Genomic DNA, 20,594 nt, shown 5'->3' on the forward strand with positions numbered 1-20,594 from the left:
GGCGCTGACCGCGAGTGCGGGATGGGGAGGAGGAGAGCGCTCAGAGGCGATCGAGGGTCGGCCCGGCGAGCTTGCTCGCGTGGGCGGATCCGATGGAGTCTGTGAGCGGCAACGCCGCGATAGACTCGACCGGTGATCGACTACGTCGTCACGGGGCTAAGCGCCAACTCCGTGCCGTATCTCGACGCTCTCGACCAGCAACGTGCCGTGCACGCTGCTGTCGTCGACGGGCGGGCGCCAGACACCGTCATCCTGCTCGAGCACGATTCCGTGTACACGGCGGGCAAACGAACCGAACCGGACGAACGTCCTTCGGACGGCACTCCGGTCATCGATGTGGACCGCGGGGGCAAGATCACCTGGCACGGCCCCGGTCAGCTCGTCGGGTATCCGATCCTGCGTCTCGCCGAGCCGGTCGACGTCGTCGGCTACGTGCGACGGCTGGAAGGGATGCTCATCGACGTGCTCGCCGACCTCGGCGTCGCCGGGCACCGTGTCGAGGGCCGCAGCGGAGTGTGGGTGTCGACCGACGGGCCGGACGCGAAGATCGCGGCCATCGGCATCCGCGTCGCCTCCGGCGTCACCATGCACGGATTCGCCCTGAACTGCAGCAATGACCTGGAGCCGTACCAGCACATCGTGGCGTGCGGCATCCGCGATGCCGGAGTCACGACGATCTCTCGCGAGCTGGGTCGCCCCGTGACGCCTCAGGAGGCCGCTCCCCTGGTGCGCGCGCACTTCGACTCCGTCATCGGAGTCGCCGCATGAACGCCGCACCCGACGGGCGAAGGCTGTTGCGACTGGAGACCCGCAACACACAGACGCCGATCGAGCGCAAACCGGAGTGGATCAAGACCCGCGCGCGCATGGGACCGGAATACACGCAACTCCAGGGCCTGGTGAAGTCCGAGGGGCTGCACACGGTGTGCCAGGAAGCTGGCTGCCCCAACATCTACGAGTGCTGGGAGGACCGCGAGGCCACGTTCCTCATCGGGGGGAGCCAGTGCACGCGGCGGTGCGACTTCTGCCAGATCGACACGGGCAAGCCTGCCGACTTCGACACCGACGAGCCGCGCCGAGTCGGCGACACCGTGGCGCGCATGGGGTTGCGGTATGCGACGGTGACCGGCGTGGCGCGGGACGACCTCGTCGACGAAGGATCCTGGCTGTACGCGGAGACGATCCGGCAGATCCACCGCCAGGCTCCTGGCACGGGGGTCGAGATCCTGGTACCGGACTTCTCCGGGCAGAGTGAACATCTGCGCCGGGTGTTCGATGCAGAACCCGAGGTGTTCGCGCACAACGTGGAGACCGTGCCGCGGCTGTTCAGGCGCATTCGGCCGGCCTTCCGCTACGAGCGGTCGCTTGATGTCATCACCCAGGCGCGTGACGCCGGCATGATCACGAAGTCCAACCTCATCCTCGGCATGGGCGAGGAACGCGACGAGGTGAGCGACGCGTTGCGCCACCTGCACGACGCCGGAACCGACATCCTGACGATCACGCAGTACCTGCGGCCGAGTCCCAGGCACCTGCCGGTCGCGCGCTGGGTCAGGCCGGAGGAGTTCGTCGAGCTCAAGGCGGAGGCGGAGGCCGTCGGATTCCTCGGCGTGCTCGCCGGCCCGTTGGTGCGCTCGTCGTACCGCGCCGGCCGGTTGTGGGCACAGTCGATGACGGCGAAGGGACGCACGATCCCGGCACACCTGAACGCGCTGGCGGATGCCTCGCTCGGCTTCGCTCAGGCAGTCGGCTGAGCTTGCCGAACCGGCGCCGTCGGCCGCATTCCGTGCCGTGCTGAGCCGGTATCCTGGACACCATGGCACGTAAGGACACCGCAGCGACGAAGGAACCCGGCCGCATCAAGCAGATGTGGCAGGTCTTCCAGATGACCCGCCGCTACGACTCGCGCGCTCAGTGGTACATGCTGGGCACGCTGCTGCTCGGCGCCGCGATCGGCGTGGTGCTCGCGTTCACGCTCACCGGCGGCAATGTGTTCTCGCTCGTGCTGTGGATCGTGGCCGGCGTGCTCCTGGGTGCGCTTGGTGCCATCATCGTTCTCGGCCGGCGGGCCGAACGCGCCGCCTACTCGCAGATCGAGGGCCAGCCAGGTGCGGTCGGCGCTGTGCTGCGAAGCTCGCTCAAACGCTCCTGGAGAGGCAGCGAGATGCCGGTGGCCGTGAACGGTCGCACGCGCGACGCGGTCTACCGGGCGGTCGGCCGCGGCGGCATCGTGCTGATCGGCGAGGGCCCTGCGACCCGTACCCGCAAGATGGTCGAGGACGAACGGCGCAAGATCGCCCGCATCGTGCCGAACGTGCCGATCAACGTGTTCAATGTCGGCCCGGATCCGGATGCCGTCCCGTTGCACAAACTCGCTGGCCGGATGGCCAAGATCAAGGCGGCGCTGACGAAGCCCGAGGTGCTCGCGGTCGACAATCGGCTTGGTTCGCTGGGGACCCAGATGCCCATTCCGAAGGGCGTCGACCCGTTGAAGGTGCGCCCGCAGCGCGCTCGCTGAGCACACGCCGACCGGCGCGCTGTCACGACTCAGCCGGGGGCGTTGTCACGCGCGCAGCAGTGCTGTGCCCGCGACCTTGTCGTGGAAACCGCGTTGGTCGGAGTCCCATACGAGCGCCGGGATCACGACGCAGAGCAGCACGGTGCGCACGAGCGGGCGCCAGATCCCGACCCAGCTTCCGTTCAACGCCACGAGGCGCAAGCCCAGGACGCGGTGTCCGATGCTTCCGCCGATCGTCGGGATGAACACGTACTGCAGCACAGCGAAGATGCCGAGAGTCGCCCAGCTGTCGTAATGGAAGAAGGCGAAGGAGAGCACGCTGGCGATCGCCCAGTCGACGATCAGAGCGAGGATGCGCCGCCCGGGTCGCGCGATCGATCCGGATCCGGTCTCGGGAAACCCGAGCCGCTCACCCGGGTAGTTGCTCGGTGCTAGGTCGCCGAACCGGCGCGGAGTGGTGGAGCTGGGCACCGGGCGAGCTTATCGCCGTCGGCTGCGTAACATCCCCGAAACAATCGCGATACGGTGGGGAAATCGCCGCCCCATAGCCTTTCACCGGCTGCTCGCGCAGCGCGATCCGCCTCCCGTCACCTTCTTGGAGAAACCACATGTTCAGTGATTCGTCCGAGGTGCTCAAGTTCATCAAGGACACGGACGTCAAATTCCTCGACATCCGGTTCACCGATCTCCCCGGTGTGCAGCAGCACTTCAATATTCCCGCCTCTACCGTCGATGAGGACTTCTTCTCGGTCGGGCAGCTCTTCGATGGCTCGTCGATCCGCGGATTCGCGTCGATCCACGAGTCCGACATGCAGCTGATCCCCGACGTCTCCACCGCATACGTCGACCCGTTCCGGGCGGAGCGGACGCTGGTGATGGTGTTCGACATCTTCAATCCGCGTAACGGCGAGGTGTACGGCAAGGACCCGCGCCAGGTCGCGAAGAAGGCAGAGAAGTACCTCGCGTCCACGGGTATCGCCGACACGGCGTTCTTCGCTCCGGAAGCCGAGTTCTACATCTTCGACGACGTGCGATACGAGGTGAAGCAGAACACCGCGTACCACTTCGTGGATTCCGAGGAGGCGGCCTGGAACAGCGGCCGCGCCGAAGAGGGCGGAAACCTCGCCAACAAGACCCCGTACAAGGGCGGTTACTTTCCCGTCTCCCCCGTCGACAAGCAGGCGGATCTGCGTGACGACATCTCGCTGAAGCTCATCGACGCCGGCCTGATTCTCGAACGCGCCCACCACGAGGTCGGTACCGGCGGACAGGCGGAGATTAACTACCGCTTCGACACGATGGTGCACGCGGCCGACGACATCCTCAAGTTCAAGTACATCGTCAAGAACACGGCCGAGCAGTGGGGGAAGACCGCCACGTTCATGCCGAAGCCGCTGTTCGGCGACAACGGCTCCGGGATGCACACACACCAGTCGCTGTGGAACGAGGGCAAGCCGCTGTTCTACGACGAGGCAGGATACGGCGGGCTCTCCGATCTCGCTCGCTGGTACATCGGCGGTCTGCTCAAGCACGCGGCGAGCGTGCTGGCGTTCACGAACCCGACGGTCAACTCGTACCACCGCCTGGTCCCCGGCTTCGAGGCTCCCGTCAACCTGGTGTACTCGGCAGGCAACCGTTCGGCCGCCATCCGCATCCCGATCACTGGCACGAATCCGAAGGCCAAGCGCATCGAGTTCCGCGCTCCGGATGCCTCGGGCAACCCGTACCTCGCCTTCGCCGCTCAGCTGATGGCCGGCATCGACGGTATCCGCAACCGCATCGAGCCGCACGAGCCGGTCGACAAAGACCTTTACGAGCTGCCGCCCGAGGAGGCAAAGGCCATCCCGCAGGTGCCGGGAACGCTGGATGCCGTGCTCGACGCTCTCGAGGCCGACCACGACTTCCTCACCGCGGGCAACGTGTTCACGCCGGAACTCATCGAGACCTGGATCGACTACAAGCGCGAGAAGGAGATCAAGCCCCTCGCGCAGCGTCCGCACCCGTTCGAGTTCGAGCTCTACTACGGCGTCTGATCGCTCGAGGAGTGAGACGAAGCGGGCCGGCCCTCGGGACGGCCCGCTTCGTCGTCTGAGCCCGCATGGCGGTGGGATGGACAAACTCGACCGCCGGGAAGCACTTCGTCGCCCAGCTCAGGAATCGTAGAAGTTGCGCTCGAACACGGCGCGCGCGCGTCTCGTGACGGCGAGGTACTCCTCTTCCAGGGCGCTCGCCGATCCGCGGGGGTATCCGAGCAGGCGCGCGACCCCGTCCAGCGCCATTCGTTCCGACGGCAACAGGTCGGACGTCTTGTTCGCCCAGAGTGTGACGGCGCTGCGCGCCCTGGATGCGAGCATCCACGCCTCGCGCAGGCGGTCGGCATCCGTCGATTCCAGGAATCCGAGCTCGACCGATGCGGCGAGAGCGTCGAGCGTCGAAGTGGTGCGCAGGGCCGGCGATGCCGAGGCATGCTGCAGCTGCTGAAGCTGCACCAGCCACTCCACGTCGCTGAGCGAGCCTCGGCCCAGCTTCAGATGCCTGGCAGGGTCGGCACCCTGCGGTAAGCGCTCGTTCTCCACGCGCGCCTTGATGCGCTTCACCTCACGCACGTCGCGTTCGGAGATTGAAGACGGGTACCGCACCGAATCGGTCAACCGCTGGAACTCGGCGAGCAGGCTGTCATCGCCCGCGATCCCCCGCGCCCGCAAGAGCGCCTGCGCCTCCCAGGTGAGCGACCACCGCTGGTAGTACGCATGGTAGGAGTCCAGAGACCGGGCGGGCGTGCCGTTCTTGCCCTCCGGCCGCAGGTCCAGGTCGAGCTCGAACGGCAGTTGTGTGTCGTCGGTGAGCCGGTTGAGCTCGGAGACGATCGATAGTGCCGCCGGGTGCACGGCGGCTGTCTGAACCCCATCGTGCGGGCTGAAGACAAAGATGACGTCGGCATCCGACCCGAAACCCAGTTCCCTGCCACCGAACCGCCCCATGGCGATCACGGCGAACTCCATCGGTGCCGGCGTGTCGGCACGGATCGCAGACAGGATGCCCGTGATCGTCACCTCGGTGATGTCGGTGAGGCCGACGGCGAGCTCGGTGACGTTCGCGACGCCGAGGATGCCGGCGAACGCGAGCCTCAACACCTCGCGGCGGCGCACAGCGCGGATCGCCTTGGCCGCGGCGTCAGGGGTCTCGTGCCGGTCGAGGATCGCCGCGACCTCGTCGTCGAGTGCGGCGCGCGACCTGGCGCGCAGGTCTTCGTCGTCGTCGAGCCACGCCACGCTCTCCGGGATGAGTCCGAGCAACTCGCCGGCGAACCGGGACCCTGACAGCACGCGTGTCAGCCGCTCCGCAGCACCCGAGGAGTCGCGGAGCATGCGCAGGAACCAGTGCGTTCCGCCGAGATCCTCACTCAGCCGACGGAAGGCGAGCAGCCCGTAATCGGGGTCGGCGCCGTCTGCGAACCACTGCAGCATCACCGGCAGCAGGGTGCGCTGGATGGCCGCGCGGCGCGAGACGCCCGTCGTCAAAGCGGCGATGTGCCGCAACGCTCCCTGTGGGTCGATGAAGCCGATGGCGGCCAGGCGTGCCTGCGCCTGTTCGTTCGTCAGTGCGTGCTCGCCGGTGAGCGCGCCTTCGTCTCCGGGCAGCGCGGCCACCGCGGCGAGCAGCGGACGGTAGAAGAGGCGCTCGTGCAGGCCGCGTACCCGGCGCTTGACGGCGACCCAGGCATCGGTGAGCTCGCCTGCACCCGCGGCGATGCCGGTAGACCTCGCGAGCACGCGCAGCCGGTGCTCGTCGCGCGGCATGAGGTGGGTGCGGCGAAGCTCGGAGAGCTGGATGCGGTGCTCGAGCAGACGCAGAACGCGGTAGTCCCGCGCGAACTCGGCGGCCTCGGCACGCCCGATGTAGCCGGCGGCGGCAAGGGCGTCGAGGGCGGGCAACGTGCCCGCGACTCGGACCGAGGGATCGGTGTGGCCGTGCACCAGCTGCAGCAGCTGCACCGTGAACTCGATGTCGCGCAATCCGCCGGGTCCGAGCTTCAGCTGTCGATCGACTTCGTCGGCAGGGATGTTCGCAGTCACCCGCTCACGCATGCGCTGCACGGACTCGACGAAGTTCTCCCGCTCGGCGCTCGACCAGACGAATGGTGCGAGGGCCTCCGTGTAGCGGCGCCCGAGCGCCTGGTCTCCTGCTATCGGTCGGGCCTTCAGCTGTGCCTGGAATTCCCAGCCTTGCGCCCAGCGGTCGTAGTAGGCGAGGTGTGATTCGAGCGTGCGCACCAGCACCCCGTCCTTGCCCTCCGGGCGAAGGTTGGCGTCCACCTCCCAGAGCGGCGGCTCGATCGCGAACTCGTCGATTCCGCGCATGGTCAGCGTCGCCAACCGGTTGCCGATGTCCACAGCCCTGGCGGCCGAGACTCCGGCGGCCTCGTCGCCCTCGACCACGAATATGACGTCGACGTCGCTCAGGTAGTTGAGTTCCTCGGCCCCGGTCTTTCCCATGCCGATCACCGCGAGCTTCGTGCCCGCGACATCCGCAGCGGGGAAGGTTCCCGGACCGGTGCCGCCCGCCATGGCCCTGGCGATCGCGAGCGAGGCGTCGAGAGCGGCGCCGGCGAGGGCGGCGAGCGTACGTGCGATCGCCCCGAGCCCGTCGACGGGGTCGCTCTGCTGCAGGTCGAAGGCCGCGATCTCGGTGAGGCGGGTGCGGTAGCGGGCGCGCAGGGCGATCCAGGCGTCCTCCCCTGAGACGGATGCCACCCCGTTGCGTGCTCCTACCGACTGCAGCAGGTCGCCGCGCAGTTCCTCCTCCGTGGGGAGCCGGCCGGTGGGACTGCTCAGAACACTCAACGCCTCGGGGCGGCGCATCAGAAACTCGGCGAGCCCGCTGGATGCCCCGAGCACTTGCAGAAGCCGATGGAGGGCATCCGCGTCGTGGAAAAGGGCGGTGGTCTCGTCAGGGCGGCGGCGCAGCAGTGCGAGCAAGCGCTCCAGCGCAGCATCCGGATCGGCGACGTCGGAGACGAGCTGCAGGGCCGACTCCGCGGGCGGGCCGCCGAGCCCGACGAGTTCGTCGAGGCGCGACCGGGCGTCCGAGAGACCCACGAAGCCCGCTCTGGCCAGAGCGGTCAACGTGATCGGTGGCATGCGGCAGAACCCTCGACGTCTAGAGGATCTCGAGGTTGGTGCGCAGCTCGTACGGCGTCACCTGTGCACGGTACTCCCGGAAATCGCGCTGTTTGTTGGCGAGCACGTAGTTGAAGACCTGCTCTCCCAGCGTCTCGGCGACCAGCTCGGACTCCTCCATGCGCTGCACCGCCTGGTCGAGGCTGGACGGCAGCGCGTGGTAACCCAGCGCACGCCGTTCGGCGTCGCTCAGCGCCCACACGTCGTCCTCCGCCTCCGGCGGCAGGTCGTACTCCTGCTCGATGCCCTTGAGCCCCGCTGCCAGCAGCAGGGAGAACGCGAGATACGGGTTCGCGGCGGAGTCGATCCCGCGGTACTCGACCCGCGCGCTCTGCCCCTTGCTCGGCTTGTACAGCGGAACCCGCACGAGTGCCGAACGGTTGTTGTGACCCCAGCACACGTAGCTGGGTGCTTCGTCACCGCCCCACAGCCGCTTGTAGGAGTTCACGAACTGGTTCGTGACGGCAGTGATCTCCGGAGCGTGCTGAAGAACACCGGCGATGAAGTTCCTCGCCACCTTGGAGAGTTGGTACTGCGCACCCGGTGCGAAGAATGCATTCGTGTCGCCCTCGAAAAGGGACAGATGCGTGTGCATGCCGCTTCCAGGATGCCCGGTGAGCGGCTTCGGCATGAATGTCGCATACACGCCCTGCTCGATGGCCACTTCTTTGACCACGGTGCGGAACGTCATGATGTTGTCGGCCGTGGTGAGGGCATCGGCGTAGCGAAGATCGATCTCGTTCTGCCCGGGGCCGACCTCGTGGTGGCTGAATTCCACCGAGATCCCGAGGTCTTCCAGCATCCGCACCGACCGGCGACGGAAGTCGTGCGCGGTCCCGCCCGGCACGTTGTCGAAGTACCCGGCGGAGTCAACCGGTTCTGGGCCGCTTTCGCCGAATTTCGACGACTTCAACAGGTAGAACTCGATCTCGGGATGCGTGTAGAACGTGAATCCGCGCTCCGCTGCCTTCTCGAGCGTGCGCTTGAGCACATTGCGGGGGTCCGCCACCGCCGGCTCACCGTCCGGCGTCGTGATGTCGCAGAACATGCGGGCCGTGGGGTCGACCTCGCCACGCCACGGCAGGATCTGGAATGTCGTGGGATCCGGATGCGCGAGCAGATCGGACTCGAACGTGCGGGTGAGCCCCTCGATCGCCGAGCCGTCGAAACCGAGGCCTTCCGTGAACGCACCCTCCACCTCTGCTGGCGCGATCGCCACGGACTTCAGCGTGCCGACGACATCGGTGAACCAGAGGCGAACGAACTTCACGCCGCGTTCCTCGATGGTACGGAGCACGAAGTCGCGCTGCTTGTCCATGAAGATCCCTTTCCTCGCGCTGGCGGCCGGTGACGGTGGGGCGGAATTCTCTCGGCTCCAGATTAGTGGTTGTACCGGCGCGGATAGACTGACCGCCATGGCTGAGCCGGCAAGCGAACCGTCGTCCACTCCTGCAGAGGAACGGCCGTATGGCGGCGGTTCCGACGGCGGTCCCCGCCGCGTGCGCACCAGGCATTTCCAGAACGCGAAGGCCGGCGGAATCAAGATCACCGGGCTCACCAGCTATGACATGCTGAGCGCCCAGATCTTCGACGAGGCGGGCATCGACTTCCTGCTGGTGGGCGACTCAGCAGGCAACAATGTGTTCGGGTACGACACCACGCTGCCGGTGCGCGTCGACGACCTCATCCCGCTGACCCGCGCCGTAGCGCACGCCGTGCGGCGCGCGTTCGTCGTGGCCGACATGCCGTTCGGCTCATATGAGACCGACGTGCAAGACGCCCTCCACACGGCGGTGCGATTCATGAAAGAGACCGGAGCGCACGCCGTCAAGCTCGAAGGCGGTCGCAGAAGTGTGAAACAGATCCGCCGCATCGTCGACGCCGGCATTCCGGTGATGGCCCACATCGGCTACACGCCGCAGAGCGAGCACCAGCTCGGCGGCCACATCATCCAGGGGCGAGGCGAGTCGGGCGTGGAAGCGCTGCTCGCCGATGCGCACGCCGTCGAGGAGGCCGGAGCCTTCGCCGTGGTGCTGGAGATGGTGCCGGCGGATGCCGCGGCGCAGGTCACGAAGGAACTCGGCATCCCGACCATCGGCGTGGGCGCCGGCCCTGATGTGGACGGACAGCTGCTGGTCTGGACGGACTGGGCCGGGTTCACCACAGGTCGTGTTCCGCGCTTCGTGCGTCAGTACGCCGATCTCAAGGGCGTTCTCGGAGACGCGGCACGACGGTATCGAGCGGACGTCGAGCAGGGCGAGTACCCGGGACCTGAGCACAGCTACTGAACGGCTTGACCTTCAGCCGCGTCTGAGCGGACCGCCATGAGGGGCGGCCCGTCCTGATAGCCCGTCGTGCGTCAGTTGCCTTCCGCGGAGTCGTCTTCAGCCCAGCGCTGACTGTTCTCGCGGATCTTGTCCCACGCATGTTCGGCGCCCTCGCGGGTGTCGAACGGGCCGAGCCGATCGGGGAGCGGCGACTTGAGACCCTGCTCGACCTGGCCAGTCTTGGTGTTGTACCAGTACTTGTGCACCATGTCGTCGTCGTACGCGTCGGCCATAGGGTTGATCCTATGCCCAAGGACTTCTCCGGCCACCTGGCCCCGGGTCGCGTCTCGCCCCGGCGCCCCGTTCCTGCTTCCATCCCCCGACCGGAATACGTCGGGCGTCCCGGCCCGGCGCCCGACGATCGCGGCGACATGTACACGGCTGAGGAGATCGAGCTGATCCGCGAGTCCGGGCGCATCGCGGCACGGGCGATCGCCCTCGTCGGAGAGCACGCCCGGCCGGGTGTCACGACCGACGAGCTCGACGCGGTCGCCCACGAATTCCTCGTCGCGCAGCACGCCTACCCGTCCACGCTCGGCTACCGCGGCTACCCCAAGTCCAGCTGCACGTCGGTGAACGAGGTCATCTGCCACGGCATCCCCGACGACACGATGCTCGAAGAGGGCGACATCGTCAACGTCGACATCACGGCGTTCAAGAACGGCGTGCATGGCGACAGCAACCAGACGTTCATCGTCGGACAGGCATCCGAAGAGGTGACGCATCTCGTCGAGCGCACCCGTGAGGCGCTGAACCGCGGCATCAGGGCGGTCGCGCCCGGGCGCCAGGTGAACGTGATCGGCCGGGCGATCGAGTCCTACGCGAAGCGGTTCGGATACGGCGTCGTCCGGGACTTCACCGGGCACGGCGTGGGCCGCTCGTTCCACTCCGGCCTGATCATCCCGCACTACGACTCCGCGCCGACCTACGACACCGAGATGGTGCCCGGCATGGTCTTCACCATCGAGCCGATGCTCACGCTCGGCAGCAGCGACTGGGATCTCTGGGAAGACGACTGGACAGTGACCACGAAAGACAAGTCGGTCACCGCCCAGTTCGAGCACACGCTCGTCGTCACGGAGCGGGGCGCCGAGATCCTGACGCTCGAATGAGCCGGTAGATTTCCTTCATGACCTCCACGACGGCTATCGGGATCGACATCGGCGGAACGGGGATCAAGGGCGGCATCGTCGACCTGAAGTCCGGCGAGCTGGTCAGCGACCGGGTCAAGCTGGCAACTCCCGATGGCGGCAAGCCGGACGACATCATCGAGACCACCAGGAAGGTGCTCGACGCTCTCGCCGGCGACGACGCGAATGCGCCGATCGGGGTCTGCTTCCCCGCCATCGTGAAGAACGGCCGCACGATGTCGGCGGCGAACATCTCCAAGAAGTGGGTCGGCCTCGAGGCGGAGAAGCTCTTCGAGAAGGCGCTCGAGCGAGACATCCTCTTCGTCAACGACGCCGACGCCGCAGGGTATGCCGAGACGGAGTTCGGTGCTGCGAAGGATGTCGACGGCCTCGTCATCCTCACCACTCTGGGCACCGGCATCGGCTCCGCGCTGATCTACGACGGCGTGCTGGTGCCGAACGCCGAGCTCGGGCACCTCGAGATCGGCGGGCACGACGCGGAGAGCCGCGCCGCGTACTCGGCGAAGGAGCGCGATGACCTCGACTGGGAGCACTGGAGCAAGCGACTCACGAAGTACTACCGCACTGTCGAGTTCCTCTTCTCCCCCGACCTCTTCGTGGTAGGCGGCGGCGTATCGAAGCACTGGGATGAGTTCGGCGACCAGATCGACATCGAGACGAAGATCGTGCCCGCGATGCACCGCAACAACGCAGGCATCCTGGGCGCGGCGGCTCTCGCGTCGCGTGGTCACCACAAACGGCCCATCACCGCGGCCTGATCCGCTCCGGACGCACTCGCAGCGGAGCACGCTGCCGAGCGAGGGAACGGGCCGGCTGATACGCCGGGTTCTGTTCGGACACTGCGGTGCCTGGGGCACCGCACATCCTGGACGGCCATCTATCTCGGGGCCGCGTTGCCGTGACCCTCTAGCGGTCTACCCGGGAACGAGACGAGCAGCCTCATGGTTCCCTGTCTGACCTTGCTCCGGACGAGGTTTGCCGAGCCGGCCGGGTCGCCCCGGCCGCTGGTGGTCTCTTACACCGCCGTTTCACCCTTACCTTGCGCGTGCGCGAAGGCGGTCTGTTTTCTGTGGCACTGTCTCGCGGGTCACCCCGGGTGGGCGTTACCCACCGTCCTGCTCTGTGGAGCCCGGACGTTCCTCGGCGGCACCCGTCACACGGACGCCGACGCGACCGTCTTGCCGGCCCGTTCGCACTCCAGGGTAGCCGACGGCGGGCATCCGTACGAACGCGCCCGGCCGTCGTCGTAGGCGTCAGCTCGTCAGACGTTCTCGTCGCGGATGAGAATGGCTCCGCTGTCGGGGCAGAGCACGACCTCATCGTCAGCAGCCGAGCGAACATCGGCCAGGTCGGAGGGCGACAGCTTCATGTTCGAGGCGAGCGACACCCCTCCTACCAGGCGGGCCGCACCGACGCCGTAGCGGTCGCGTTGCTTCTCGTACAACGCGACGAGCTCGGCGGGAAGGCCGGATACGATCGCGGTGCGGTCCGCCGCGGCATCGGCTCGCTTGCGGTCCATGGCCTCGACCTCTGCCACACGTTCGGACTCGAGCTGCGACACCTTCGTTTCGATCTCGGCGCCTCCGACGTCGATGGCGGCCAACTGCCCCTCGAGCGTCTCGATGCGTTCCATGATCGCCAACTCGATGTCTTCGAGATCGCTTCTACGTTTTCGCAACGACTGCAGCTCCGCCTCCAGAGCCGCGACGTCTTTCACCGATGCGGTGTGCTGAACGCGCTCGGAGTCTCGTGTCATTCGGGCCTCGACGACCGTGACATCCGATTCGAGGCGGGAGAGCTCCTTCCGGGCGTCCTCCAACTCACCCGTCACGCCGAGTCGACGGCTACGGACCTCGGCGGCTTGCGGTTCGAGTTCCGCGAGCAGTTTGAGCTGCGACGGGTTCGCGATCGAGCGCGTCGCCTGCGCGATCGACGTGTCGAGCTCCTGAACCCGCAGCAGTTCGCGTTGGTTGCGTGGATCAGCCTTCACAGCACTCATCTCGTCGTGGTCTTTCCGGTATCGATCTGCTCTACGTTATTGCACAGCGCCCTCGCGATCGCCGGGTGTCACTGCACGACCGTGAAGTCCCACGGATCCGTTCGCAGCTCGCTGACCACGACGTCGAGGGTGGGCAACGCATCGCGCAACTGTCGTGCGGCCACATCGAGCCAGAGCCATTCCGCGGCCCAGTGCGATACGTCGATCAGAGCAGGCCCCCCGGCTAGGCGTGCCTGCTCGATAGCCTCGGACGCTGGATGATGCCGCAGATCGGACGTGATGTAGACGTCTGCTGCGCGCACGGCCGGTTCGGCAAGGAACGCATCGCCCGCGCCGCCGCACAGCGCGACGGTGGTCACCGGCTGTGTGTACTCCCCCGCGACGCGCACCCCCGTGGCAGTGGGCGGCAGCATGTCGGCGATGCTGCGTGCAAGGCGTCCGAGTGTCGTGGTTTCGGGAAGCCCACCTACCCGGCCGAGTCCGGAACGTTCGTTCGCGCCCGCAACCAGCGGTCGGGCATCCACTAGACCGAGCCGCGAGGCGAAGACGTCCGACACCCCGTCCGGCACGACGTCGGCGTTCGTGTGCGCGGTCACGAGCGCGCACTCGCCGCGGATCAGTCTCGCGACGATGGCGCCCTTGTATCTGTCCTCCGCGATGCTGGTGACACCGCGAAGCAGGAGCGGATGGTGGGCGAGCAGCACGTCGTACTCGCCGTTCACGGCCTCGTCGACCGTGTCTGAGACGGCATCCACCGAGAGGAGCACCCGGGAGACGGATGCTCGCGGGTCGCCGGTCACAATCCCTGGGGCGTCCCACTGCTCGGCACCCGACACCGGCCAGAGCCGCTCGACTACGGACAGGAATTCGGCGATCGTAGGCACCGTTCGAGCCTACGGCGTTGCCGGCCATCGCATCCGGGCGGAACAGCGGAATTCATCGGCTGGCGGACTCCTGTGCGGGCACGGCACGTCGGCCGGCGACGACACCCAGCGCGAGGCCCAGCGCCAGCGCAAGAAGGACGCCGAGGTCGGCGCTTGCGAGCGGGCCGTGCGGGGCGACACCCATCAGCCGGTACAGGTATCCCTCCCACCGCAGCCAGGGAGTATCGGCGCGCATGAACCCCAGTCCGATCGCGCTGATGACGACAAGGCCGACCACGTTCGCCCAGCGCCAGTCCGGATACACTCGTCCGCGGTTCAGCAGGGAGTCGGTTGCCAGGCGGCGGTTTCGCAGTAGGAAGTCGCCCGTGAAGATGCCGGTCCAGGCGGCGACCGGTACCGCGAGAGTTGTGGGATAGGCGAGGACGAGGGTGCGGACATCCGGTACGGCGACGACGAGGCCGGCGCCCAAGGCGGCCGCGATCACGCCGAGCGCGAGCACGCTCGCCCAACGCGGCAGATGGATGCCCACCGCCTGCACCGCGAATCCGCCGGAGTAGATGCTCACCACGAGGGCCGAGACGAGACCGACGGCGATGGACGCGATCACGGGAACGGCGAACCAATGCGGAGTGGCGGCCACGAGCATCCTTACCGGATCGGCCGTGAACCCGCCCCCTGCAGTCGGTTCGGCGAGGGCCACGACCCCGCCGAAGACGACCAGAATCATCAGCGGCACGGATGCCCCTAGACCGGCCCAGAGCGCACTCGCCGTCCCCCCGGAGCGCACACGTTGGTACCGGGCGAGGTCTCCGCCCGCGCTGGCCCACGCAAGCCCCAGCAGGCTGAATACCAGAACGGCGCCCTCGACGACGAAGATCCACTCGCCGAACGGCGCTCTGCCGATGCCGTCCCAGCCCGATCGTGGCCACGCGCCCACGACGATCGCGAGCGCCAGCAACGCCGTCGCGATCGTGGCGATCGCCTGCACGGCGGCGACCAGTGCATAGCCCACGAGCGCCACCGCGATACTCACCGCCGCGGCGACGGCGAACGAGGACCACAGCACGAGGTCGTGATCGGTCGTCCAGCCGGCTCTGACGGCGGAGTCGGCGATGGTGACGGAAAGCAGCCAGAGCAACGCCGCTCCCCAGAACATGCGCACCACCAGTATCAGTGCGGCCGGGATCGTGTTCCCGACCACGCCGAACGTCGCCCGGGAGACGATGACCGTGGGCTGACCGCTCCACGCACCGGTCAACGATGACAGCCCCAACGGAATGAACGAGAGCGCGATGCCCAGCAGAGCGGCGGCGCCCACCTGGATCAGATTGAGGCCTGCCGAAACCAGGAGGGCACCGAGCCCCACCACGAGCACCGACGCGCTGACCGGGAACCAGAGCCAGAACAGGCGACTCGCCTGGCCGACCCGGTACTGCCGCGGAGTCGGCTCCGTGCCGGAGCGCTCGATGGCGAACACGGGCATAGGCTCGGGTCGGCCGGCGGAGAGGACGCCCTCGTTCGTGCGGACCCGGGGCGTGGCGATCGGCGCGAGCCCATGCACGTCGGCTGGCACGTCGTCGGCGTCGTCACCGACATCCGCGTCGAGCCCCGCGTCACGGACGGGTGGCTCATCGGGCGGCGGCTCTTCACGTGGCGGCGGGGCCTCTGCGGGCAACGGGGCCGCTCTGCCGGAGAGTAATGCTTCGAGACGCTCGATGGCTGCGAGCGTGTCGCCCGACTCGGCCTGCGCCGCTATCTCCCTCTCCGCGTCCGTGCGCGGCTCGTAGGGCGGTTGCTGCGGCTGAACGGGCAGGAACAGCGATTCCGGGCGGATGATCGGCAGCGATGCCGTGAGCAGCGACACCTCGTTCTCCAGCGCGCCGGCGAGTTCGTCGTCGTCGTGCAGGTCGGACGCATCGACTTGGCCTTCATCGGGCGCGTCACCGTGATCGCCGGTACGAGGCACGAACGTGGCCCGTCGTCGCACGGGTTCGGGCACGTCGACAGCTCCCGGCTCCCCCGCGTCGGCCCCCATAGCGTGAGTCTATGGGCGATTGAGGGGAGAGCAGCGCGAACTCGTTCGCGTTGCCGACCCGATTGAGTCCGTGAGTGGCGAAGCCGCGATATGGGCGATTGAGGGGAGAGCAGCGCGAACTCGTTCGCGTTGCCGACCCGATTGAGTCCGTGAGTGGCGAAGCCGCGATATGGGCGATTGAGGGGAGAGCAGCGAGGCATCCGTGCGTGCGGGTCGGACGACGTACGATCTTCGTAACATGGACGCGGCGATCCCCACCCCCTACGAAGACCTGCTCCGCGACGTTCTCGAACACGGAACGCACAAGTCGGACCGAACCGGCACCGGTACCCGCAGCGTCTTCGGGCGCCAGCTCCGGTTCGACCTTGCCGACGGCTTCCCGCTGATCACGACGAAGCGGGTGCACTTCAGATCAATCGCTTATGAACTGCTCTGGTTCCTGCGCGGCGATTCGAACATCCGTTGGCTTCAGGACCACGGTGTGACGATCTGGGACGAGTGGGCGGATGCCGACGGCGACCTCGGTCCGGTGTACGGCGCTCAGTGGCGGTCCTGGCCGACACCCGACGGCCGGCAGCTCGACCAGATCTCGGCTGTGCTCGACACGCTTCGCAGCGACCCCGACTCCCGCCGGATGATCGTGTCGGCGTGGAACGTCGCGGAGATCCCGAACATGGCGCTGGCGCCGTGCCACGTCCTGTTCCAGTTCTACGTCGCAGACGGCAGGCTCTCCTGCCAGCTGTACCAGCGCAGCGCCGACCTCTTTCTCGGGGTGCCGTTCAACATCGCCAGCTATGCCTTGCTCACCCATCTGGTGGCTGACCAGGTCGGGCTCGACGTCGGCGAGTTCGTCTGGACGGGCGGTGACTGCCACATCTACGACAACCACGTCCAGCAGGTCACGGAGCAGCTGACGCGCGACCCGTACCCGGCACCTCACCTGGCGATCATCAGGCATCCGGAGAACATCTTCGACTACCGGTTCGAGGACTTCGAGGTGATCGGATACCAGCACCATCCGACCATCCGCGCCGCCGTGGCCGTATGACGATCGCACTGATCTGGGCGCAGGCGCGTTCCGGTGTGATCGGCGCAGGCGGCGGCATTCCGTGGCGAGTGCCCGAGGACAGCAGGCGATTCAGGGCACTGACGATGAGCGGCGATGTCGTCATGGGACGCAAGACGTGGGAATCGCTCCCACCGCGCTTCCGTCCGCTTCCCGGCAGGCGGAACATCGTCGTGAGCCGCAACGCGACCTGGTCGGCCACGGGCGCCGAGCGAGCCGGGTCGGTGGGGGAAGCGCTCGGGATGCTGTCGGGCGATGTCTGGGTGACCGGCGGCGGCGAGATCTATGCAGAGTCGATCGGGCGTGCCGATCGACTCGAGGTCACGGAGATCGACGCCGAACTTGCAGGCGATACCCGCGCACCCGCCATCGGAGACGAGTGGATGCTCGTCGGCACGGAACCGGAGGGCGGCTGGGCGACATCCGAAACGGGACTTCGCTACCGCTTCCTGACGTACCTGCGGCGCTGAGCCCGGGGCCAGCGACAGCAGAGGCGGCCGGATCGGTGCTGATCCGAGCGGTGCTGACGGATCGGTGCCGATCGCATCAGTGCTGACGGTAGCCGGTCTTGCCCATCTGGAAGGCTGCCGCGAGGCCGATGATCAGTCCGACGAAGCCGACGGTACCGATGAATCCCCAGAGCAGCGCTTCGATCATGTCGTCCATTATCCCAGAAAGCACGACGCCCCGTTGCCGCGCTTCGGTCAGGGTGCCAGACTCGAAAACGTGTCGGGCGCTACACCGGCACGGTGGCATGCATGGATCACGAGAACATCACTGAGGCCTCGGCGGCGAAGTCCGCGCGTCACGCGGCGATCCGCCGAACCGCGGTTCTCTTCGTCGTGCTTCTGACGGCCTCCGCCTCGGGCATCGGCGCCATTCCTGCCGACGACTGCGTCAACGGATGCTCGACGAGTACACCCACGCCGACGCCGACGCCGGGTCCGGGAACCGGCACACCGAGTCCAACGGGCAGCCCGACGCCGACCGGTACGCCCGTTCCAACCGGCACGCCGACGCCGACCGGAACCCCCACCCCGACCGGCGCGCCGACCCCGAGCGGAACTCCTACGCCTACCACCCAGCCGCCCGATACCGACACGCCCTCCTCGACTCCGACCAGCGATGGTGACAGCACGCCGGCTGCCGTCGAGGGTTCGGGCATCAGCGACGTCGCCATGCAGAAGCTGCAGACGGCGATCGACAAGGCGCAGAATGCTCTCGATGCCGCGCAGTCGCTGCTCGACTCGGCGACGTCGGAGTACGACGCCACGGAGACCGCATACGCGAACGCGAAGAATCTCGCGACCTCGGCCGACACAATCGCGAAGTCCGGAGAGAGTTCCGCGAAGGCGGCTGTGGCCAAGCTCATGGTCGCGCTGCAGCAGACGCACGCCGATCAGACCACGACGACGATCGGCGCGATATTCGGAGATGAGGCGGCCGGTGGCGACGCCAACCTGCTGCAACGTCTCACCGCCGCGAACCAGCTCGGCAGTCTGCACGGCCCGCTCGACACACTGACGAGGCGTGCCGAGTCGACGGCCAAGCATGCCGATGAGATGAAGGCGGCGGCGGCGAAAGCGGATGCCGCGCTGGCGTCGATTCCCCTGGCGCAGATGCGAGCCGCGAAGAAGGCAGCGCAGTCCGCGGTCGATGCCGCGCAGGCATCCGTTGACGCGGCGACCGAGGCCATGGTCGCCGCATCGAGCAACGGTGCGGATGGCGCCTTCAGCGACGACTTCACGCTCGCGCCGGGTACCTGGGTCGACCCGGTGAGGGGCCCCATCACGGATGTCTTCGGCCCCCGGCCGTCGCGACCCGCGGGCACCCCGCTCTTCCACCCAGGTGTGGACATCGGAGCCGCATGCATGAGCGTGATCGTCGCGGCCGCCGACGGCACCGTCAGCTATGCCGGCCCGTACAGCGGATACGGGAACTTCATCCTGATCGACCATGGCGACGGGGTGCAGACCGCGTACGGGCACATCGCCGACGGAACGATCATGGTCGCACCCGGTGACCAGGTCACGGCCGGGCAACCGATCGCACGGGTCGGCAGCACAGGAGAGTCGACCGGGTGCCATCTGCACATCGAGGTGCGGGTGAACGGCACCGCGATCGACCCGACGCCGTTCTTCTCAGACAGGGGCGTCATTCTCGGCTCGTCCTGATCGGAACCGCTTCGGCGATGGTGATGGCGCGCCCGCTCAGGCAGAGTCGACGTTCGCGGCGGGTCTCGAGGCGTTACGCAGGTCGAGCACGACGTCGGTGTAGTCGACGCCCGCAACCGAGTGGTGGTGGCCCGGCACCGGATGCATGCCCCTGGCGACGTAGAAGCCCAGGCTGGTATCGCGTGACTCGGCCCACAGCGTCGCCGCGCCCCGAGCGCGAAGGCGCTCCAGAATGGCGTCGAACAGGGCTGTGCCCAGCCCGCATCCCTGCAGTTCCGGAGCTACTGCCATCTGCCGGAGGCGCCACGCTGGTGCCATCGCCGCGAACTCCGGGAGAGCAGGCATGGCGGTCGCGACACCGACCACGGAACCCGGGTCGACCGTGATCGCCAGATGGAAAGCACCGGGAACATCGTCGTCCGGCATGTGCAGATCGAGGTCGGCCCGATCGCGGCGCAACAGGTCACGGCGAAGCGCATACGTCTCAGCGGCATCGACTTCGGCCACGCGCCAGCCCATACTCACAAGTGTGCGCCGTGTTCCGCGCTCAGGCACGCGCACCCTCGTCGCTCACTCGATGAAGTGGGCCCTGCCGGGATCGAACCGACGACATCCACGGTGTAAACGTGGCGCTCTACCAACTGAGCTAAAGGCCCGCGGGCTGAAAGTCTAGTCGAGCCACAGCGGCCGGAACGGGGTCAGGCGGCCTTCAGCTCCTCGAGCGCGATACGGTACGCCGCCAGCGTGCGCGCCTCTCCGGGAGCAGTGATGAAGCTCTCGCGGATGATGCCGGCAGAGTCGATGAGGAACGTCGCGCGATTCGCGAAACCCTTGTCTTCGAGGAAGACGCCGTACTGCTTGGCCGTGTCGCCGTGCGGCCAGAAGTCACTGAGCAGAGTGAACCGGTATCCCTCGTGCTCGGCCCAGGCGCGCAAAGTGAACTTGGAGTCGACCGAGATGCCGATCAGTTCCACACCGTCCGCACGGAACAGCTCGAGGTTGTCGCGCAACTCGCAGAGCTCCCCAGTGCACGTACCGGAGAACGCGAGAGGGAAGAAGACGAGAGCGACGGCGCTCCTGCCCCTGAAGTCGCTGAGCCGAACGTGCTCGCCGAACTGGTTGGGCAGCTCGAAATCAGGTGCCTGAGTGTCGTTCTCCAGAGCCACCGTCTCTCCTTTCGCACCGGCGAGTGTCGTCGTCCATCCGTCGTCCGTGCGACGCACGCACACGGTACGACAGCATAGACCGCAGGCCACAGGC

Annotated in this window: 20 protein-coding genes, 1 tRNA gene and 1 other RNA gene; 10 read left to right on the plus strand and 12 right to left on the minus strand. The window is 67.3% G+C overall.

What is annotated here, in order from left to right; genetic code table 11:
• The first annotated feature begins 132 nt into the window (after positions 1-132).
• The 3 genes from lipB to ACYVDK_RS05080 all read left to right on the plus strand — a co-directional run bounded on the left by lipB (position 133) and on the right by ACYVDK_RS05080 (position 2,518).
• The gene (gene lipB / locus ACYVDK_RS05070; RefSeq protein WP_460518855.1) at positions 133-768 is read left to right on the plus strand and encodes a lipoate--protein ligase family protein; all 636 of its coding nucleotides are present in this window, start codon (positions 133-135) and stop codon (positions 766-768) included.
• Positions 765-1,754, plus strand: coding sequence for a lipoyl synthase (gene lipA, locus ACYVDK_RS05075; protein WP_460518858.1), 990 nt, complete (start codon positions 765-767; stop codon positions 1,752-1,754). The genes lipB and lipA overlap by 4 nt, the downstream gene beginning before the upstream one ends.
• Before the next feature lie 62 nt (positions 1,755-1,816).
• Entirely contained in the window at positions 1,817-2,518 is a 702-nt protein-coding gene (locus ACYVDK_RS05080; protein WP_460518861.1) for a DUF4191 domain-containing protein, read from the plus strand.
• A gap of 45 nt (positions 2,519-2,563) precedes the next feature.
• On the opposite strand, the gene ACYVDK_RS05085 is transcribed toward ACYVDK_RS05080, so the two are convergent.
• Entirely contained in the window at positions 2,564-2,989 is a 426-nt protein-coding gene (locus ACYVDK_RS05085) for an RDD family protein (RefSeq protein ID WP_460518864.1), read from the minus strand.
• Positions 2,990-3,126: 137 nt separating this feature from the next.
• Between ACYVDK_RS05085 and glnA (ACYVDK_RS05090) the strand changes: the two genes are divergently transcribed.
• The gene (gene glnA, locus ACYVDK_RS05090) at positions 3,127-4,551 is read left to right on the plus strand and encodes a type I glutamate--ammonia ligase (RefSeq protein WP_460518867.1); all 1,425 of its coding nucleotides are present in this window, start codon (positions 3,127-3,129) and stop codon (positions 4,549-4,551) included.
• A 117-nt stretch (positions 4,552-4,668) separates the two neighbouring features.
• Here the strand turns inward: glnA (ACYVDK_RS05090) and ACYVDK_RS05095 are convergent, their stop codons facing one another.
• Together ACYVDK_RS05095 and glnA (ACYVDK_RS05100) are read right to left on the minus strand one after the other, a co-directional pair.
• Positions 4,669-7,659, minus strand: a complete 2,991-nt coding sequence (locus tag ACYVDK_RS05095) for a bifunctional glutamine-synthetase adenylyltransferase/deadenyltransferase (protein WP_460518869.1) — start codon at positions 7,657-7,659, stop codon at positions 4,669-4,671.
• Between the two features lie 19 nt (positions 7,660-7,678).
• Positions 7,679-9,016, minus strand: a complete 1,338-nt coding sequence (gene glnA, locus ACYVDK_RS05100) for a glutamine synthetase family protein (RefSeq protein ID WP_460518872.1) — start codon at positions 9,014-9,016, stop codon at positions 7,679-7,681.
• A 97-nt stretch (positions 9,017-9,113) separates the two neighbouring features.
• Between glnA (ACYVDK_RS05100) and panB the strand changes: the two genes are divergently transcribed.
• Positions 9,114-9,986: a 3-methyl-2-oxobutanoate hydroxymethyltransferase gene (gene panB / locus ACYVDK_RS05105; protein WP_460518875.1), complete on the plus strand. Its 873-nt coding sequence runs from the start codon at positions 9,114-9,116 to the stop codon at positions 9,984-9,986.
• Between the two features lie 71 nt (positions 9,987-10,057).
• Here panB and ACYVDK_RS05110 read toward each other — a convergent pair whose 3' ends face one another.
• The gene (locus ACYVDK_RS05110) at positions 10,058-10,258 is read right to left on the minus strand and encodes an SPOR domain-containing protein (protein WP_460518878.1); all 201 of its coding nucleotides are present in this window, start codon (positions 10,256-10,258) and stop codon (positions 10,058-10,060) included.
• A 12-nt stretch (positions 10,259-10,270) separates the two neighbouring features.
• Between ACYVDK_RS05110 and map the strand changes: the two genes are divergently transcribed.
• Together map and ppgK are read left to right on the plus strand one after the other, a co-directional pair.
• The gene (map, locus tag ACYVDK_RS05115; protein WP_460518881.1) at positions 10,271-11,137 is read left to right on the plus strand and encodes a type I methionyl aminopeptidase; all 867 of its coding nucleotides are present in this window, start codon (positions 10,271-10,273) and stop codon (positions 11,135-11,137) included.
• Positions 11,138-11,154: 17 nt separating this feature from the next.
• On the plus strand, positions 11,155-11,934 hold the full coding sequence (gene ppgK, locus ACYVDK_RS05120; protein ID WP_460518884.1) for a polyphosphate--glucose phosphotransferase: 780 nt from the start codon (positions 11,155-11,157) through the stop codon (positions 11,932-11,934).
• A gap of 43 nt (positions 11,935-11,977) precedes the next feature.
• Here the strand turns inward: ppgK and rnpB are convergent.
• From rnpB to ACYVDK_RS05140, 4 genes are all read right to left on the minus strand, one after another.
• Positions 11,978-12,365: RNase P RNA component class A (gene rnpB / locus ACYVDK_RS05125), an RNA gene on the minus strand.
• A 72-nt stretch (positions 12,366-12,437) separates the two neighbouring features.
• On the minus strand, positions 12,438-13,166 hold the full coding sequence (locus ACYVDK_RS05130; RefSeq protein ID WP_460518887.1) for a zinc ribbon domain-containing protein: 729 nt from the start codon (positions 13,164-13,166) through the stop codon (positions 12,438-12,440).
• Between the two features lie 77 nt (positions 13,167-13,243).
• The gene (locus ACYVDK_RS05135; protein WP_460518889.1) at positions 13,244-14,059 is read right to left on the minus strand and encodes a Nif3-like dinuclear metal center hexameric protein; all 816 of its coding nucleotides are present in this window, start codon (positions 14,057-14,059) and stop codon (positions 13,244-13,246) included.
• A gap of 52 nt (positions 14,060-14,111) precedes the next feature.
• Positions 14,112-16,094 carry a purine-cytosine permease family protein gene (locus tag ACYVDK_RS05140; protein ID WP_460518892.1) on the minus strand — a complete coding sequence of 661 codons (1,983 nt, stop codon included), beginning with the start codon at positions 16,092-16,094 and terminating at the stop codon, positions 14,112-14,114.
• 238 nt (positions 16,095-16,332) lie between these two features.
• On the opposite strand from ACYVDK_RS05140, the gene ACYVDK_RS05145 reads away from it, so the two are divergent.
• Both ACYVDK_RS05145 and ACYVDK_RS05150 read left to right on the plus strand, forming a co-directional pair.
• Positions 16,333-17,142: a thymidylate synthase gene (locus ACYVDK_RS05145; protein ID WP_460518895.1), complete on the plus strand. Its 810-nt coding sequence runs from the start codon at positions 16,333-16,335 to the stop codon at positions 17,140-17,142.
• Entirely contained in the window at positions 17,139-17,630 is a 492-nt protein-coding gene (locus ACYVDK_RS05150) for a dihydrofolate reductase (protein WP_460518898.1), read from the plus strand. Before ACYVDK_RS05145 ends, ACYVDK_RS05150 begins: the two co-directional genes overlap by 4 nt.
• Before the next feature lie 335 nt (positions 17,631-17,965).
• Here the strand turns inward: ACYVDK_RS05150 and ACYVDK_RS05155 are convergent, their stop codons facing one another.
• On the minus strand, positions 17,966-18,325 hold the full coding sequence (locus tag ACYVDK_RS05155; RefSeq protein ID WP_460518901.1) for a hypothetical protein: 360 nt from the start codon (positions 18,323-18,325) through the stop codon (positions 17,966-17,968).
• A 13-nt stretch (positions 18,326-18,338) separates the two neighbouring features.
• On the opposite strand from ACYVDK_RS05155, the gene ACYVDK_RS05160 reads away from it, so the two are divergent.
• Positions 18,339-19,334: a M23 family metallopeptidase gene (locus ACYVDK_RS05160; RefSeq protein WP_460518904.1), complete on the plus strand. Its 996-nt coding sequence runs from the start codon at positions 18,339-18,341 to the stop codon at positions 19,332-19,334.
• A gap of 36 nt (positions 19,335-19,370) precedes the next feature.
• Here the strand turns inward: ACYVDK_RS05160 and ACYVDK_RS05165 are convergent, their stop codons facing one another.
• From ACYVDK_RS05165 to ACYVDK_RS05175, 3 genes are all read right to left on the minus strand, one after another.
• The gene (locus ACYVDK_RS05165) at positions 19,371-19,853 is read right to left on the minus strand and encodes a GNAT family N-acetyltransferase (RefSeq protein ID WP_460518907.1); all 483 of its coding nucleotides are present in this window, start codon (positions 19,851-19,853) and stop codon (positions 19,371-19,373) included.
• 64 nt (positions 19,854-19,917) lie between these two features.
• A tRNA-Val gene (locus tag ACYVDK_RS05170) sits at positions 19,918-19,990 on the minus strand.
• Between the two features lie 42 nt (positions 19,991-20,032).
• The gene (locus ACYVDK_RS05175) at positions 20,033-20,500 is read right to left on the minus strand and encodes a peroxiredoxin (protein WP_460518972.1); all 468 of its coding nucleotides are present in this window, start codon (positions 20,498-20,500) and stop codon (positions 20,033-20,035) included.
• Positions 20,501-20,594 lie beyond the last annotated feature (94 nt).

The sequence above is a fragment of the Humibacter antri genome (assembly GCF_054777235.1).